Genomic DNA, 13099 nt, shown 5'->3' on the forward strand with positions numbered 1-13099 from the left:
AGAGCCGGAAAATAACGACCCCATGATGGCAACAGCTTAGACTTTGCACGCATAGCGTGTCAGGTCTTGAATTCCCCACCTTTACAAGTCTTCCGAAGATCGCACAAAAAAGGCCCCCCGGTTACGGGAGGCCCAATCTGCGTGACAATGCCGGCGTTTACATCGCGGCAAGCAGTCCTTCACCACCCGATACGTCGCAGACGCCGGGGTTTTCTTCTTCCTGCAGCAGCGTGATCGTGCCGTCCTCGACCACCATCGCATAGCGGGTTGAGCGGTTGATCAGCCCCACGGGCGGTGCCGAGAATGTGCGCCCCATGGCGGTTGTGAACTCCGCCTCTGCGTCACCCAGTATGGTGATCCCGGCGTCACTGGCCCCGGTTGATTTGTCCCATGCGTCCAGCACAAACGGGTCATTGACCGACACGCAGATAATCTCGTCCACGCCCTTTTCGGCAAACTGATCCTTGGTGCGGATAAAGCTGGGCACGTGGGCCGTGCTGCACACGCCTGTGTAGGCCCCGGGCAGGGCAAAGATCACGACTTTGCGCCCTTTTGTCTTTTCGCTGAGTTTGATCGTGGCCGGGCCTTCGTCGCCCATATGAACCAGAGTTGCGTCGGGAAGTGTGTCACCTTGGGAAATTGCCATGGGATCGGGCCTTTCTTGGAATTGCGTGTGTCTTGGTCCGCGATATAGGTTGTTGATCGGAAAAGGGCGAGACCAAAGGGAAAAAATATGAGCCATGTTGTGGTGATCGGTGCGGGTCAGGCAGGTGCATCCTGTGTTGCAAAGCTGCGCAACGCGGGCTTTGAGGGGCGTGTGACCCTGATTGGCGCCGAGGCTGTGCCGCCTTATCAACGCCCCCCATTGTCCAAGGCCTATCTGATGGGCGATATGCCGCTGGAGCGGATGTTTTTGCGCCCCGAAGCCTTTTATGGCGAGCATGATATCGACCTGCGGTTGGGCCGTGTGGTGCGGCATGTCGATACAGCCGCACAGACCGTCGATCTGGGGGATGAGGTCTTGGAATATAGCGACCTCGTGTTCGCGACCGGGTCCGTTCCCCATCGGTTGCCTGCCGCCATTGGCGGTGATTTGGGCGATGTGTTTACAGTGCGCGATCTGGCTGATGTGGACGGTATGGCCCCGCGCTTTCGCCCCGGTGCATCCGTTTTGATCGTTGGCGGTGGCTATATCGGGCTGGAGGCCGCGGCCGTTGCCTCCAAACTGGGTCTGAATGTGGTCTTGGTCGAAATGGCGGAGCGCATCCTGCAACGCGTCGCGGCCCCTGAAACCAGTGCGTATTTTCGCCAGCTTCACACGGGCCACGGCGTCGATATTCGCGAAAGGGTCGGGCTTGCCCGGTTGTTAGGTGATGGGGATGTCACCAGCGCCGAATTGACGGACGGCACCACGCTTGAGGTTGATTTCGTGATTGTCGGCGTGGGCATCACGCCGGGCACCACTTTGGCCTCACAGGCGGGCATTGTCCTCGACAACGGGATTGCCACCGACGCACAGGGCCGCACGTCCGTGCCACATGTCTGGGCCGCTGGCGATTGCGCTTCGTTCCCCTATCAAGGGCGGCGTATCCGGCTCGAAAGTGTGCCCAATGCCATTGATCAGGCGGAAGTGGTTGCTGAAAATATCATGGGTGCAGGTAAGGATTACATCGCCCGTCCGTGGTTCTGGTCGGATCAGTTCGATGTCAAATTGCAGATTGCAGGGCTGAATACGGAGTACGACCGTGTCGTGACCCGCGATGGGGGCAAGGCCGTATCATTCTGGTATTACAGGGGGGATCGGTTGTTGGCTGTCGACGCGGCCAACGATCCGCGCGGTTATATGATCGGCAAGCGGTTGATCGAGGCGGGTAAAAGCGCGCCGCCCGAGTTGATTGCGGATCCTTCCAGCGATCTCAAGGCGCTTTTGAAGTGAGGATCATTGCAGGGCGATGGCGCGGCGTGCCTTTGGTCAATGTGGGCAAGGGGGACGTGAGCGCCCATCTGCGCCCCACGCCGGATCGCGTCCGTGAGGCCTTGTTTTCGATGCTTGGCAGTCGTGGTGCTGTTGAGAGCGCGCGCGTGCTTGATCTGTTTGCTGGGACGGGGGCCTTGGGGCTTGAGGCTTTGTCGCGGGGTGCAGCGTCGGCTGTGTTCGTGGAAAACGGGCGTGTCGGGCAGCGGCTGATTGCGGAGAATATCGCCAAGCTGGGTGCGGGGGACATCACCCATGTGTGGCGCAGTGATGCGACCAGGTTGGGTGCGTTGCCATCACCCTCTTTTGACCTCGTGTTCCTTGATCCGCCCTATGGCAAAGGTCTTGGTGCGCCGGCGTTGCAAGCGGTGCACGGGTCGTTGACCCTTGGTGCCCTGATTGTGTGGGAAGAAAGTACGACCATGCTGCCCCCGCCCGGATATGTGGCTGTCGATACCCGCAAATTCGGCACCGCCCATGTTACCTTGCTGGAGGCGACAAATGATCATCCGTGACGAACGGCCCGAAGAGATCAACGCCATCTACGACCTGACCCAAACCGCCTTCGCGCCCATGTCCTACAGCGATGGCAGCGAAGGTGGGATTATCGACGCGTTGCGCGCTGACAACGCGCTGACGCTGTCACTGGTCGCGATCGAAGGGGACGAGATCATCGGCCACGTGGCCTTTTCTCAGGTCATGGTAGATGGGCAAGACGGGCCGTGGTTTGGCTTGGGTCCCGTTGCGGTTGCCCCTGCCCATCAGTGCCAAGGAGTTGGCAGCGCGTTGATCCGCACTGGGCTGGAGCGCTTGAAGGGTATGGATGCTGCGTGCGTATTCCTGCTTGGCAATCCCGATTACTACGCCCGCTTTGGGTTTCAGGCAGTGGAGACGCTGTGGTATGGAGATAGACCCAGCCCCTATTTCCAGCGGCTTGTGCTGTCGGGGGCAGAACCGCGGGGACAGGTCGTCTTTCACACCGCATTTGAGTGCAGCTAAGGCGCAGGACACCTGCGCCTTAGCTGCCGCGATAAGTGGAATAGCCATAAGGCGACAACAGAAGCGGCACATGATAATGCGCCTCACCATCCGTGATCCCAAAGCGGATCGGAATATCCTCAAGGAATTTGACCGCATCGCCGCTTAGCCCATGCGCGTCCAGATACGGGCCACAAAAGAACACCAGCTCGTAGTGCCCAACCTCCATCTTGCCTGCGGGCAAAATCGGGGTGTCGGTCCGCCCGTCCGCATTTGTCTCGGCCTCGGCAATCTTACGATGGGAATTACCCGACACCCGATAGAGCGCGATCTTGATCCCCGCTGCGGGCATCCCGCGCGCCGTGTCCAATACATGTGTCGTCAGATAACCCGCCGCCATTGCATATGCCCCCCGTATCTTTCAAATTGCGCGCATCTCACTCTGATCTCAAAGGGAAGTCCATGGCCGAAATGCCGCCTCGTTATCCGCGCGACTTTTACGGGCACGGACCTGATCGCCCCGATGCGGCTTGGCCCGGTGGTGCGCGCATCGCAGTGTCCTTTGTGCTGAACTACGAAGAGGGGGGCGAGAACAATATCCTGCACGGTGATCCGGCCTCCGAGGCGTTTCTGTCCGAGATTGTCGGGGCAGCTCCTTGGCCCGGTCAGCGGCATTGGAATATGGAAAGCATCTATGACTACGGTGTCCGCGCCGGGTTCTGGCGATTGCATCGGTTGTTCGCCGAAACCCGGGTGCCTGTGACGGTGTATGGGGTTGCGACCGCCCTGGCGCGCAGCCCGGCGCAGGTTGAGGCGATGCAGGATGCGAATTGGGAAATCGCGAGCCACGGGCTGAAATGGATCGACTACAAGGACCACACCGCCGGGGATGAGGCCGCTGATATGGACGCGGCCATCGTGTTGCACACCGAGGTGACAGGCTCTGCGCCAAAGGGCTGGTACACGGGTCGCTGCTCGCAAAACACGGTCGCGTTGGCAGCCGCACGCGGGTTCGATTGGATCAGCGACACCTACGATGATGATCTGCCGTATTGGGCGCAAATCGACGGGCGCGATCAGTTGATCATTCCCTATACGCTGGATTGCAACGACATGCGTTTTGCCACGCCGCAGGGCTTCAACGCGGGCGATCAGTTTTTTGCCTATTTGCGCGACAGCTTTGATGCGCTTTATGCCGAAGGCGGGGCAGGGCGGCCTGCGATGATGAGCATTGGCTTGCATTGTCGGTTGGTGGGACGCCCCGGTCGGGTGCAGGCGTTGCGCAAGTTTATTGACTATGTGCAGGGGCATGAGGGTGTTTGGTGCGCGCGCCGTGCTGATATTGCGGCACATTGGGTCGAGGCTCATCCACCTCAACCGCGCACCAATTGGCACCTGCTGGACCGCGACGCATTTGTCGCCAAATTCGGCGGCATCTTTGAGCATTCCGCCTGGGTGGCCGAGGGTGCACATACGCTTGAACTTGGTCCCGCCCATGACACGCCTCAGGGACTTCACAATGCGCTGTGCCGTGTGTTTCGCGCGGCTCCTGAGGTCAAACGGATGGAGGTACTGCGTGCCCACCCTGACCTTGCCGGGAAGTTGGCCGCGGCCAAGCGCCTTACCGAGGACAGTACAGTAGAGCAGGCCAGCGCGGGCCTCGATGCGCTCACGGATGATGAACGCCACCGCTTTGACACCCAGAACAGTACCTATGTGGCCAAGCACGGCTTTCCCTTCATCATTGCGGTCAAGGATCATGACAAGGCGGGCATCATGCGCGCCTTTGATCGGCGCATCACCAATGATACCGCCACCGAATTTGCCGAGGCCTGCAAACAGGTCGAACGTATCGCCCGCCTGCGATTGGAGGCTTTGAGATGACCTATGCTTTCCCCCCTGGCGGTTTGCCGGATCAGACCGTATCGCCCGAGGGCAAAGCCGTGTTCACCACGGCCTATGCGGTGATCCCGGCGGTCACACAGCGCGATATCGTGACCTCATTCCTGCCCGGATGGGACGGGATGCGCATGTGGGTGCTGGCCCGCCCCCTGTCCGGCTTTGCCGAGACCTTTTCGCAATATGCGGTGGAATTGACGGCAGATGGCGGCAGCGAGACCCCGGAGGTGGACGAGGCCGCGCAGTCGGTCCTGTTTTTCGCCAGGGGTACGGCCACCCTCACCATCGGCGGGGATGTTCATTCTGTTGAGGCGGGCAGTTATGCGTTCATCCCGGCAGGGACGGATTGGGCCGTGCGCGCCGGTGGCGATGGCTGCCAATTCCATTGGGTGCGCAAGCGCTATGTGGCGGCGACGGAGGTTGCTGCACCGACGCCTTTTGTGACCCATGACCGCGATGTCCCGCCCACTGTCATGCCCAACACCGACAAATGGGCGACAACCCGCTTTGTCGATCCAGCGGATCTGCGCCATGATTTTCACGTCAATATCGTGACCTTTCAGCCGGGTGGGCGCATTCCCTTTGCCGAGACGCATGTGATGGAACACGGGCTTTATGTGCTTGAAGGGACGGCGGAGTATTTGCTGAACACCGAGTGGGTCAGTGTCGGTCCTGGTGATTTCATGTGGCTGCGTGCGTTTTGCCCGCAGGCCTGCATCGCAACCGGTGACGGGCCGTTTCGCTATCTGCTTTATAAGGATGTGAACCGGCATGTCCCTCTCTGAAATCCGCTGCCAACCGCTGACTGTTGCGAGTTTTGCGCCCTTTGGGGACGTGCTCGAATGTGCGGGTTTTCCTGACAAGATGATCAATGGCGGGATGTGTGGTCGTTACCATGATCGGGCACGGCTGGATTTTGGGGATGCGCGCGGCGGGATCAGCCTGTTTCAGGCGCGTCCGCGCAGCCTGCCCTACACCCTTGATCTGCTTGAGCGGCATCCCGAGGGCAGTCAGGCCTTTATCCCAATGTCCGAGCATGGGTTTCTGGTGACCGTCGCCCCGGATATGGATGGCAAGCCGGGTCAGCCGCAGGCGTTTCTGAGTACGCCGGGCCAAGGCATCAATTTCCACCGTGGCATGTGGCATGGGGTTTTGACCCCGCTGCATCTGCCCGGCTTGTTTGCGGTGGTGGATCGGATTGGTGAGACACCCAATCTAGAGGAGTTTTTCCTTGATCCGCCATATGTTGTGGTCTCATAGTCGCTGCCAGCCGCATCAAGACGGCTGAGAACAGGGACATATCCATGACTGATTTGACGACCGGGGCCTTTTCGGACCCCAATGACACGCCCCCCCTGCACGAAGCCGTGCCTCTGGGGTTGCAACATGTGTTGGCGATGTTCGCCTCAAATGTGACCCCATCCATTATCGTGGCGGGTGCGGCAGGTCTTGCCTTTGGCGGCCCTGAACAGGTGTACCTGATCCAGATGGCGATGCTGTTTGCCGGTGTCGCGACGCTGTTTCAGACCGTTGGGATTGGCCCCGTGGGCGCGCGTCTGCCCATCATGCAAGGCACAAGTTTTGCGTTTGTGGGCGTGCTGGCGGGAATCGCTGCGACCCAAGGGATGGGTGTCGCGTTGACCGCCTGTCTGATTGGCGGCGTGATCCACTTTTGCCTCGGTGCGTTCATTCAGCATCTGCGTTGGCTGTTTCCGCCACTGATCACCGGCCTCGTCATTCTGGCCATTGGTCTGTACCTGATACCGGTGGCGATCAAATATGCGGCAGGCGGGGCTGCCAGTTTCCAGATGGAGGCCGAGAGCTTTGGCTCGCTCATGCATTGGTCTGTCGCGTTGAGTGTGGTCATTGTTGCGCTGCTTTTGAAATTCTTCACCAAGGGCATTGTCAGCAATGCGGCGATCTTGATCGGGTTGGTCGTTGGCTACATCCTTGCGATGATCTTTGGGATGGTGAATTTTTCGGCGGTGGGCAATGCGGCGCTGTTTCTGGCACCACAGCCCTTGCCCTATGGGTTCGAATTCAGCCTTGGCGCTGTGATTGCCGTGACGCTGGTGTCCATTGTCTCCGCAATTGAAACGGTGGGTGATGCGTCGGCCACGACCAAGGCGGGCGCGGGGCGTGAAGCCACTGACAAAGAGATCGCAGGTGCCACCTATGCCGATGGTCTGGGTACTGCGGTGGCCGCGGTGTTTGGTGGTCTGCCCAACACCTCCTTCAGCCAGAACGTCGGTATTGTCGGCATGACCGGCATCATGTCGCGCCATGTGGTGACCATCGGCGCGCTGGTGCTTATCCTGTGCGGTTTGATCCCTAAGGTGGGGGCTGTGATTGCCTCGATGCCATTGCCCGTGCTGGGTGGCGGTGTGATCGTGATGTTTGGCATGGTGGCGGCCGCCGGTCTGAACGTGCTCAGCGAGGTCAAAATGAACCGGCGCAACATGGTCATCATTGCGGTGTCTCTGGCGGCGGGTCTGGGTTTGAACCTGGTTCCCACGGCGGTGCAGTACCTGCCCGGTGTTGTCAAAACGCTGATGACAAGTGCGGTCGCCCCGACGGCGATGGTTGCGATTTTCCTCAATCTGGTACTGCCGGACGAGGTGTGATCGCCTGTGGCAGGCGTTGACCGGGGGGCCAGCCCCCCCCCGCGGTATTTTCGGTCAAAAGAAGCAGGGCGCTTGTTCTGCTTCTTTTTTTATTTGAGCTGTTTGGCCAATCGGCGCTGTTGCCACAGCAGGGTTCGACCGCAAGTGTTCGGGCCGACTGCTTTCTAAGGGAAGTTATCTTTTTGCAGTCTGCGGGTGCCGCAGATATAGTGGAAATGAAACTTGGCGGCGGGCCTGACGACACAATCCGCCCCATCTCAAGGCAGGTGATGCAGTCGAACGCCTTAACCATCAGGTTTTGCCCGTTCCTGGCATATAGACACAAGAAAGCATAAAAACCGCACAAATTTGGAATCCGCATCAGTTACCGAGATGATACGGTTGGCTAGAATAAATAGGAATTCAGATATTATGAAATTTGAATGAGACCAGTTAAGCCGTGATCAGGACTTAAACCAGATGTACAACAAGCTCATAACCCCAAAGCACGCCAACGAAACCGGCAGTGCGGAGAACGTTCTCAGATATGGCGGTCCGGATGTCCGGATGTCGACGTCTCTGTCCGAAGGTCGAACGTGGTCTGGTGAGGGCCTGACGGTTGGCATCAGTTCCGCCTATAAACTGAGAGAGATTCATTTTTCAGCAGACACAGACATCGTGGTGTTTTTGCAACCGGGATATGGTGGCCAGCGCGCGGTCAACTCTGACAAAATTGAAGACTTCAAGATGGCGCCAAACGATCTTTATTGGCTGCCGACCGGCACCGATTTTTATTCACTCAGCACGAACGCCAAACCGCTCCTGTTTATCAATTTCGACCGTTCGATCAGGCAGCACTTTATCGATCAGGCGTCTGGTGGAACTCACCTTGATGAGGCGATTACACCGATCAGCAATCTGACACATCATGCACCGCTCTCCACATTGCTTCGCGATTTTGTCGAATCCGACGGGCTTGGTGGGCGGCTCCGGGCCGAAGCTCTTCTCAACGTAATCTTGTTTGAGATCTGCTCTCATCGCAGCGGCAACAAACCTCCGGAAGTAACCCGTACACTCGGGCATTCCGGTTTGGAGGATGTGACCGCGTTCATTGAAGAGAACCTGGATGCAGACGTATCACTCGAAGCTCTCGCAAGGCTTGCAGACACCGGCGTGTTTAATTTCTGCCGGATTTTCAAGAACACGACAGGGCAAAGCCCGCATCAATATGTGAACAAGCGCAGAGTTGCCCGGGCTCAGGAATTGCTCACGACAACGCAAGCCGGTATTGCAGAAATTGCCTACGAAGTCGGCTTCTCCTCTCAGAGTCATTTGACGACGGCATTTAAGAAGGCCACGGGAACGACGCCCGCGAAGTTCAGAAAATCACTCTGAGCTGATCCTGGCCTTCATCAAAAGTGCCCTGAGGTGTTTGGGGCAATGTGGAAACCTGTCAGGTCAGACATCAACCTATTTTTTCAGGAAGGGTAAAGCCCAGGACGCGATCTCGGTGCCAATATTTTGCGCGTCACTCGGGCACGACATCATGTGATCCAATGTGTCGACCGGCAAAAGCTTTTTTGGTTCCCGCGCGGCATCGAACAAGTCCATCGCATTATCGAAATCGACTACCTCATCAGCCAGGGAATGCACGATTAGATAGGGCTTATTGAGATAAGACAGTTGATGAGACAGTGACACTTTCAGGGCGCGTTCCACATTCAGGCGGACTTTATCCTGCTCTTCAGACTCGGTTTGCGCAACACCGAACAGATGCGAAATATGCGCCGGGTCAGCAGGCGCAGCTATCGTTGCAATAGCGGCAACATTTGGCATGTGTTGTGAGGCCGTCAAAACCGCAACACCAACAATCGAGTGACCGATAAGCAGAATTTTCGTTTCGTAATTTCTGCTTAAATACTCATATGTCATAATCAGGTCTTGGATGTAATCAGAGAGCATGAACGACTGGTGTGACGCATCGACGTGGTTGAAGTCGGAGAGGTTGATACAGAGCGTCGAGATATCCGCCTGCCCCAATTCGGCAGTGATCGCATGCGCTGCGCAATTTTCTTCCGAGCAATTGAAGGAATGAGCGAAAATTGCAAAATATTCTCCCCTTTCATAGGGGTAGGTAAGATGGGCAACGATTTTGGTATTCATGCGTCCTGGAAAAGATACCTTTCGGTTTGGCCTTGGCTGGGTCATTTAACCAGCCTCCGGGTTTCGCGATGATCTGCATTAGGCTGTTGCCTCGAAACCTGACCTGCCAATCGAGAACCTGTCGGCCTTTCAGGAGAACGCCTGAAGGCTGAAGGTTCCAAGAAGCTGAGCTCATTGTGTGGCCGACCCGAGAGACCGTTGATGCCGAAAACCGGGCTCCCGACGTTTTCACTGGAACACATGTCGAGGGGGTAGCGACGGGTCATTTTTAGCTCCTACCGTATGCGCAATGTCGAAACTGATTGTGACACCGGAGCCTGTGCCTTGATTTCAATATCGTGGAGTTCTTAACAGAATCCCCGGACAAATTTGGCTTGATAGGGTTACGTCGACTTCGACTCGGGGCGCGCGATTGAGGAAATTGTACCCAATCGGCTTTCGATGAGTTCACGCCAATGTGTAGCATTGAGTTGACACAAAAAGTGTAGCATGAAGTTGACACATGGTGCGGTACGATAGTATTTCTGACCTTCTCAGAGATGCTACGATGTTATCGAATAGGTAATGTTGGCAAGCGCTTGACGGTCTGGCCCAGGATATAAGGAGGCTAACATTTTCCGTTCCGTGTTGGTGGACGCTCGCGCGACTGATCAACGATCAGTGCGGCGGCGAAGGATGTAGCGATTAAATATGACAGACTTAATGATACACAGCCGCGGGTCAGATCATGCCGTTCGTTATGGCGATGCCGTGACAAAGCAGCATGAGTCTTTCTCGCAGGGCCGAAGCTGGTCAAGCGATGGGATCACAGTCGGGATTAGTCCACCATGCGGCTTTTGGGAACTGCATTTCAAGGCCGATACAGACATCATAGTCCTGCCCAAGGCAGGTTACGGTGGGCGACGAGCAATTAACTCGGACAAAGCGGCAGAATACGAAAATGCGCCGAATGATATGTATTGGTTGCCTACCGGAACGGACCTTTATTCGATTGGTCAGTCTGCGAAAGAAGTTGTGTATATCAATTTCGATCGCTCAGTCCGAATGGCATTTCTTGAAACGGTTCCGGAAGCCCCAAAACTTGATGATTCAATCACACCGATCAAGAATGTGCTTCGGCATCAGATCTTTACACTTTTGTTGATGAATTTCGTTAGCACAAAGGGAGAGTTCGGGGGGCGGCTTCAGGCTGAATCCCTGATCAATCTACTCTTGCTGGAAATTTGTATGTTCAATGGCATGCGAAGCAAAAGCGATGTGGCAAACCCGTTGTCCAAGCCAGTGTTGGCGCGGGTAAACGCCTTCATCGATGATAATATTGACGCAGATCTATCTCTTGCCGCGTTGGCTGACGTGGCTGGGATCAGCAAGTTCCATTTCTCGCGGATGTTTATGGCGGCAACTGATTTGTCCCCCCACAAATATATCATGCAGCGCAGAATCGTCCGGGTTCAGGAGAGTTTGGCAAACACGAATGAGTGTTTGTCCCAGATTGCTCTCGACAAAGGGTTTTCGTCGCAAAGTCATATGACTTCGGCTTTCAAGAGGTTGCTGGGTGTCACTCCGAACAACTACAGAAGATCGCTAAAGTGACCGGGAAATCAAGGTTGATGATCAGCAAACCCTTGGTCCAAAGGGCAAAATAGAATAGGGGCTCCGCTCGGGCCGACCGTTTCCCGAAGGGCGCTGCCCTTTTGCCGGTCTGCTAATTCTGCGGATACCCCCTGTCATATCGAGACCTAAGCGGAGGCTCTGACGGAAGGTGAGATCACGGTCGACTCCGTGACGATCTATCGTCGGGTTCAGAAATTCGGGCCCGTGATCCGCAAACGTACCTATGGTAGATGGCGGTCCTGACACGGCCCGCATTGGGATGTGTAAGCGACACACGTGCGGGTGAACGCCAGATGGTGCTATCTTGGGCGAGCGGTGGATCGGCGGGGCAGCTGATCGATTTTCGCCTGACTGCAATGCGACCCTTGCTACTACCTCTCAATAATCGGGTGAGGCAGGTCGCGCCGCGCTGAAACAGGGGTTCTGAGCGAAGCCGCATTTGTTGAAAACCTATTCAAGTGGTCATGTGACCCACACCAAAAAGCGCACTCCCCGTACCAAAATCATGCACTCAGCAAAGCCGTTTCTTTTGACCATAAATACCGCGGGGGTGAGCGCGCATGCGCGAGGGGGCTGGCCCCCTTCGTTCCCACCTTTCCCTTCCCGCACGCCGCCTCTATCCTGGCCCCCGGGACATAGGGGACTGGTGAGATGTACGACTTGGCCGCATTCGGAGCATGGATCGAATTTGCCGTGCGCTGGCTGCATGTGATCACGGCCATCGCATGGATCGGCTCATCGTTCTACTTCATTGCGCTGGATCTCGGATTGTACCGCGACCGCAATCTGAAGTCCGGCGCAGACGGAGAAGAGTGGCAGGTTCACGGCGGCGGTTTCTACCACATCCAGAAATACTTGGTCGCGCCCCAAGGCATGCCTGACGGGCTGATCTGGCACAAATGGCAAAGCTACTGGACGTGGATCAGTGGTTTTGTGCTGCTGGTGCTGGTCTACTACCTTGGGGCCGAGTTTTACCTGATCGACCCCGGCGTGATGGAACTGACAACGCTGCAAGCGGTTGGCATATCCTTGGCATCGCTGATCTTCGGATGGCTGATCTACACCCAATTGTGCAAATTGTTCGTGGATGCGGACCAGACAATCTTGATGATCGCGCTGTTTGCCGTCTTGATCGCTATGGCGTGGTTTTACACCCAGGTCTTCACCGGCCGTGCTGCGCTTCTGCATCTGGGCGCATTCACGGCTACGATCATGTCTGGCAACGTCTTTTTTGTCATCATCCCGAACCAGAAAATCGTTGTGGATGACTTGATGAACGGGCGCACGCCTGATGCGAAGTACGGAAAGATTGCGAAGCAACGATCTACACATAACAACTATCTGACATTGCCCGTGATCTTCCTGATGCTGTCCAATCACTACCCCTTGGCCTTCGCGAGCGAGTGGAATTGGGTGATCGCGAGCCTCGTGTTTCTGATGGGCGTCACGATCCGGCACTGGTTCAACACACATCACGCGCGCAAGGGCAATCCGCATTGGACGTGGGGCGTGACGGCGCTGCTTTTCATTGCGATTGTCTGGCTCAGCACCGCACCCATGGCCCAACGGGAAGCATCAGTTGTCGCCCGGTTTGCAGCAGCAGACGGGTTCAGCGAGGTGCATGATATCGTTCAGGGCCGGTGCAGCATGTGCCACGCTGCCGAACCGGTCTGGGCCGGGTTGTTGTGGGCACCCAAGAATGTGCGGCTCGAAACCGAGGCGGATCTGACCCGCAACGCACGCGCGGTTTATCTTCAGTCGGGCGTCGGCCATGCCATGCCCCCCGCCAATCTTAGCTATATGGAAGAGGACGAGCGGGCCGCCATCGTAACCTGGTATCGCGCCGCAATCGGTGGCTAGGCCACGT

General features: G+C 56.8%; 13 protein-coding genes. 10 read left to right on the top strand and 3 right to left on the bottom strand.

Annotated elements, in window-relative coordinates; all coding sequences use genetic code 11:
- Nucleotides 1-157 precede the first annotated feature (157 nt).
- Nucleotides 158-646, bottom strand: a complete 489-nt coding sequence (locus tag Q0859_RS12055) for a peroxiredoxin (RefSeq protein ID WP_299151589.1) — start codon at nucleotides 644-646, stop codon at nucleotides 158-160.
- 87 nt (nucleotides 647-733) lie between these two features.
- Between Q0859_RS12055 and Q0859_RS12060 the strand changes: the two genes are divergently transcribed.
- The 3 genes from Q0859_RS12060 to Q0859_RS12070 are packed head-to-tail and all read left to right on the top strand — an operon-like array spanning nucleotide 734 to nucleotide 2974.
- The gene (locus Q0859_RS12060; protein WP_299151592.1) at nucleotides 734-1936 is read left to right on the top strand and encodes an FAD-dependent oxidoreductase; all 1203 of its coding nucleotides are present in this window, start codon (nucleotides 734-736) and stop codon (nucleotides 1934-1936) included.
- Nucleotides 1933-2490, top strand: coding sequence for a 16S rRNA (guanine(966)-N(2))-methyltransferase RsmD (gene rsmD / locus Q0859_RS12065; protein WP_299151594.1), 558 nt, complete (start codon nucleotides 1933-1935; stop codon nucleotides 2488-2490). Before Q0859_RS12060 ends, rsmD begins: the two co-directional genes overlap by 4 nt.
- Nucleotides 2477-2974: an N-acetyltransferase gene (locus Q0859_RS12070; protein ID WP_299151597.1), complete on the top strand. Its 498-nt coding sequence runs from the start codon at nucleotides 2477-2479 to the stop codon at nucleotides 2972-2974. The genes rsmD and Q0859_RS12070 overlap by 14 nt, the downstream gene beginning before the upstream one ends.
- A gap of 19 nt (nucleotides 2975-2993) precedes the next feature.
- Here the strand turns inward: Q0859_RS12070 and uraH are convergent, their stop codons facing one another.
- On the bottom strand, nucleotides 2994-3353 hold the full coding sequence (gene uraH / locus Q0859_RS12075) for a hydroxyisourate hydrolase (RefSeq protein ID WP_299151601.1): 360 nt from the start codon (nucleotides 3351-3353) through the stop codon (nucleotides 2994-2996).
- A 71-nt stretch (nucleotides 3354-3424) separates the two neighbouring features.
- Between uraH and puuE the strand changes: the two genes are divergently transcribed.
- The 5 genes from puuE (at nucleotide 3425) to Q0859_RS12100 (ending at nucleotide 8850) form a co-directional block, all read left to right on the top strand.
- Entirely contained in the window at nucleotides 3425-4837 is a 1413-nt protein-coding gene (gene puuE, locus Q0859_RS12080) for an allantoinase PuuE (protein WP_366523201.1), read from the top strand.
- Entirely contained in the window at nucleotides 4834-5637 is an 804-nt protein-coding gene (locus Q0859_RS12085) for a bifunctional allantoicase/(S)-ureidoglycine aminohydrolase (protein ID WP_299151607.1), read from the top strand. The genes puuE and Q0859_RS12085 overlap by 4 nt, the downstream gene beginning before the upstream one ends.
- Nucleotides 5624-6112: an ureidoglycolate lyase gene (locus Q0859_RS12090; RefSeq protein WP_299151610.1), complete on the top strand. Its 489-nt coding sequence runs from the start codon at nucleotides 5624-5626 to the stop codon at nucleotides 6110-6112. The genes Q0859_RS12085 and Q0859_RS12090 overlap by 14 nt, the downstream gene beginning before the upstream one ends.
- A gap of 44 nt (nucleotides 6113-6156) precedes the next feature.
- The gene (locus Q0859_RS12095; RefSeq protein ID WP_299151611.1) at nucleotides 6157-7476 is read left to right on the top strand and encodes a nucleobase:cation symporter-2 family protein; all 1320 of its coding nucleotides are present in this window, start codon (nucleotides 6157-6159) and stop codon (nucleotides 7474-7476) included.
- Between the two features lie 459 nt (nucleotides 7477-7935).
- Nucleotides 7936-8850, top strand: coding sequence for an AraC family transcriptional regulator (locus Q0859_RS12100; RefSeq protein WP_299151612.1), 915 nt, complete (start codon nucleotides 7936-7938; stop codon nucleotides 8848-8850).
- A 75-nt stretch (nucleotides 8851-8925) separates the two neighbouring features.
- Here Q0859_RS12100 and Q0859_RS12105 read toward each other — a convergent pair whose 3' ends face one another.
- Entirely contained in the window at nucleotides 8926-9618 is a 693-nt protein-coding gene (locus tag Q0859_RS12105) for an alpha/beta hydrolase (RefSeq protein ID WP_299151613.1), read from the bottom strand.
- Between the two features lie 690 nt (nucleotides 9619-10308).
- Between Q0859_RS12105 and Q0859_RS12110 the strand changes: the two genes are divergently transcribed.
- Together Q0859_RS12110 and Q0859_RS12115 are read left to right on the top strand one after the other, a co-directional pair.
- The gene (locus tag Q0859_RS12110) at nucleotides 10309-11211 is read left to right on the top strand and encodes an AraC family transcriptional regulator (protein ID WP_299151615.1); all 903 of its coding nucleotides are present in this window, start codon (nucleotides 10309-10311) and stop codon (nucleotides 11209-11211) included.
- A 672-nt stretch (nucleotides 11212-11883) separates the two neighbouring features.
- The gene (locus tag Q0859_RS12115; protein WP_299151616.1) at nucleotides 11884-13092 is read left to right on the top strand and encodes a urate hydroxylase PuuD; all 1209 of its coding nucleotides are present in this window, start codon (nucleotides 11884-11886) and stop codon (nucleotides 13090-13092) included.
- Nucleotides 13093-13099 lie beyond the last annotated feature (7 nt).

Source organism: uncultured Tateyamaria sp. (assembly GCF_947497045.1).
In the GTDB taxonomy this organism is placed as follows: domain Bacteria; phylum Pseudomonadota; class Alphaproteobacteria; order Rhodobacterales; family Rhodobacteraceae; genus Tateyamaria.

Bases quoted from the DNA above. Each gene is read 5' to 3' on its own strand.
- Q0859_RS12055 (WP_299151589.1), bottom strand. From the start codon at position 646: ATGGCAATTTCCCAAGGTGACACACTTCCCGACGCAACTCTGGTTCAT.
- Q0859_RS12085 (WP_299151607.1), top strand. From the start codon at position 4,834: ATGACCTATGCTTTCCCCCCTGGCGGTTTGCCGGATCAGACCGTATCG.
- Q0859_RS12115 (WP_299151616.1), top strand. From the start codon at position 11,884: ATGTACGACTTGGCCGCATTCGGAGCATGGATCGAATTTGCCGTGCGC.
- Q0859_RS12100 (WP_299151612.1), top strand. From the start codon at position 7,936: ATGTACAACAAGCTCATAACCCCAAAGCACGCCAACGAAACCGGCAGT.
- Q0859_RS12105 (WP_299151613.1), bottom strand. From the start codon at position 9,618: ATGAATACCAAAATCGTTGCCCATCTTACCTACCCCTATGAAAGGGGA.
- Q0859_RS12095 (WP_299151611.1), top strand. From the start codon at position 6,157: ATGACTGATTTGACGACCGGGGCCTTTTCGGACCCCAATGACACGCCC.
- Q0859_RS12060 (WP_299151592.1), top strand. From the start codon at position 734: ATGAGCCATGTTGTGGTGATCGGTGCGGGTCAGGCAGGTGCATCCTGT.
- Q0859_RS12110 (WP_299151615.1), top strand. From the start codon at position 10,309: ATGACAGACTTAATGATACACAGCCGCGGGTCAGATCATGCCGTTCGT.
- Q0859_RS12070 (WP_299151597.1), top strand. From the start codon at position 2,477: ATGATCATCCGTGACGAACGGCCCGAAGAGATCAACGCCATCTACGAC.
- uraH (WP_299151601.1), bottom strand. From the start codon at position 3,353: ATGGCGGCGGGTTATCTGACGACACATGTATTGGACACGGCGCGCGGG.
- Q0859_RS12090 (WP_299151610.1), top strand. From the start codon at position 5,624: ATGTCCCTCTCTGAAATCCGCTGCCAACCGCTGACTGTTGCGAGTTTT.
- puuE (WP_366523201.1), top strand. From the start codon at position 3,425: ATGCCGCCTCGTTATCCGCGCGACTTTTACGGGCACGGACCTGATCGC.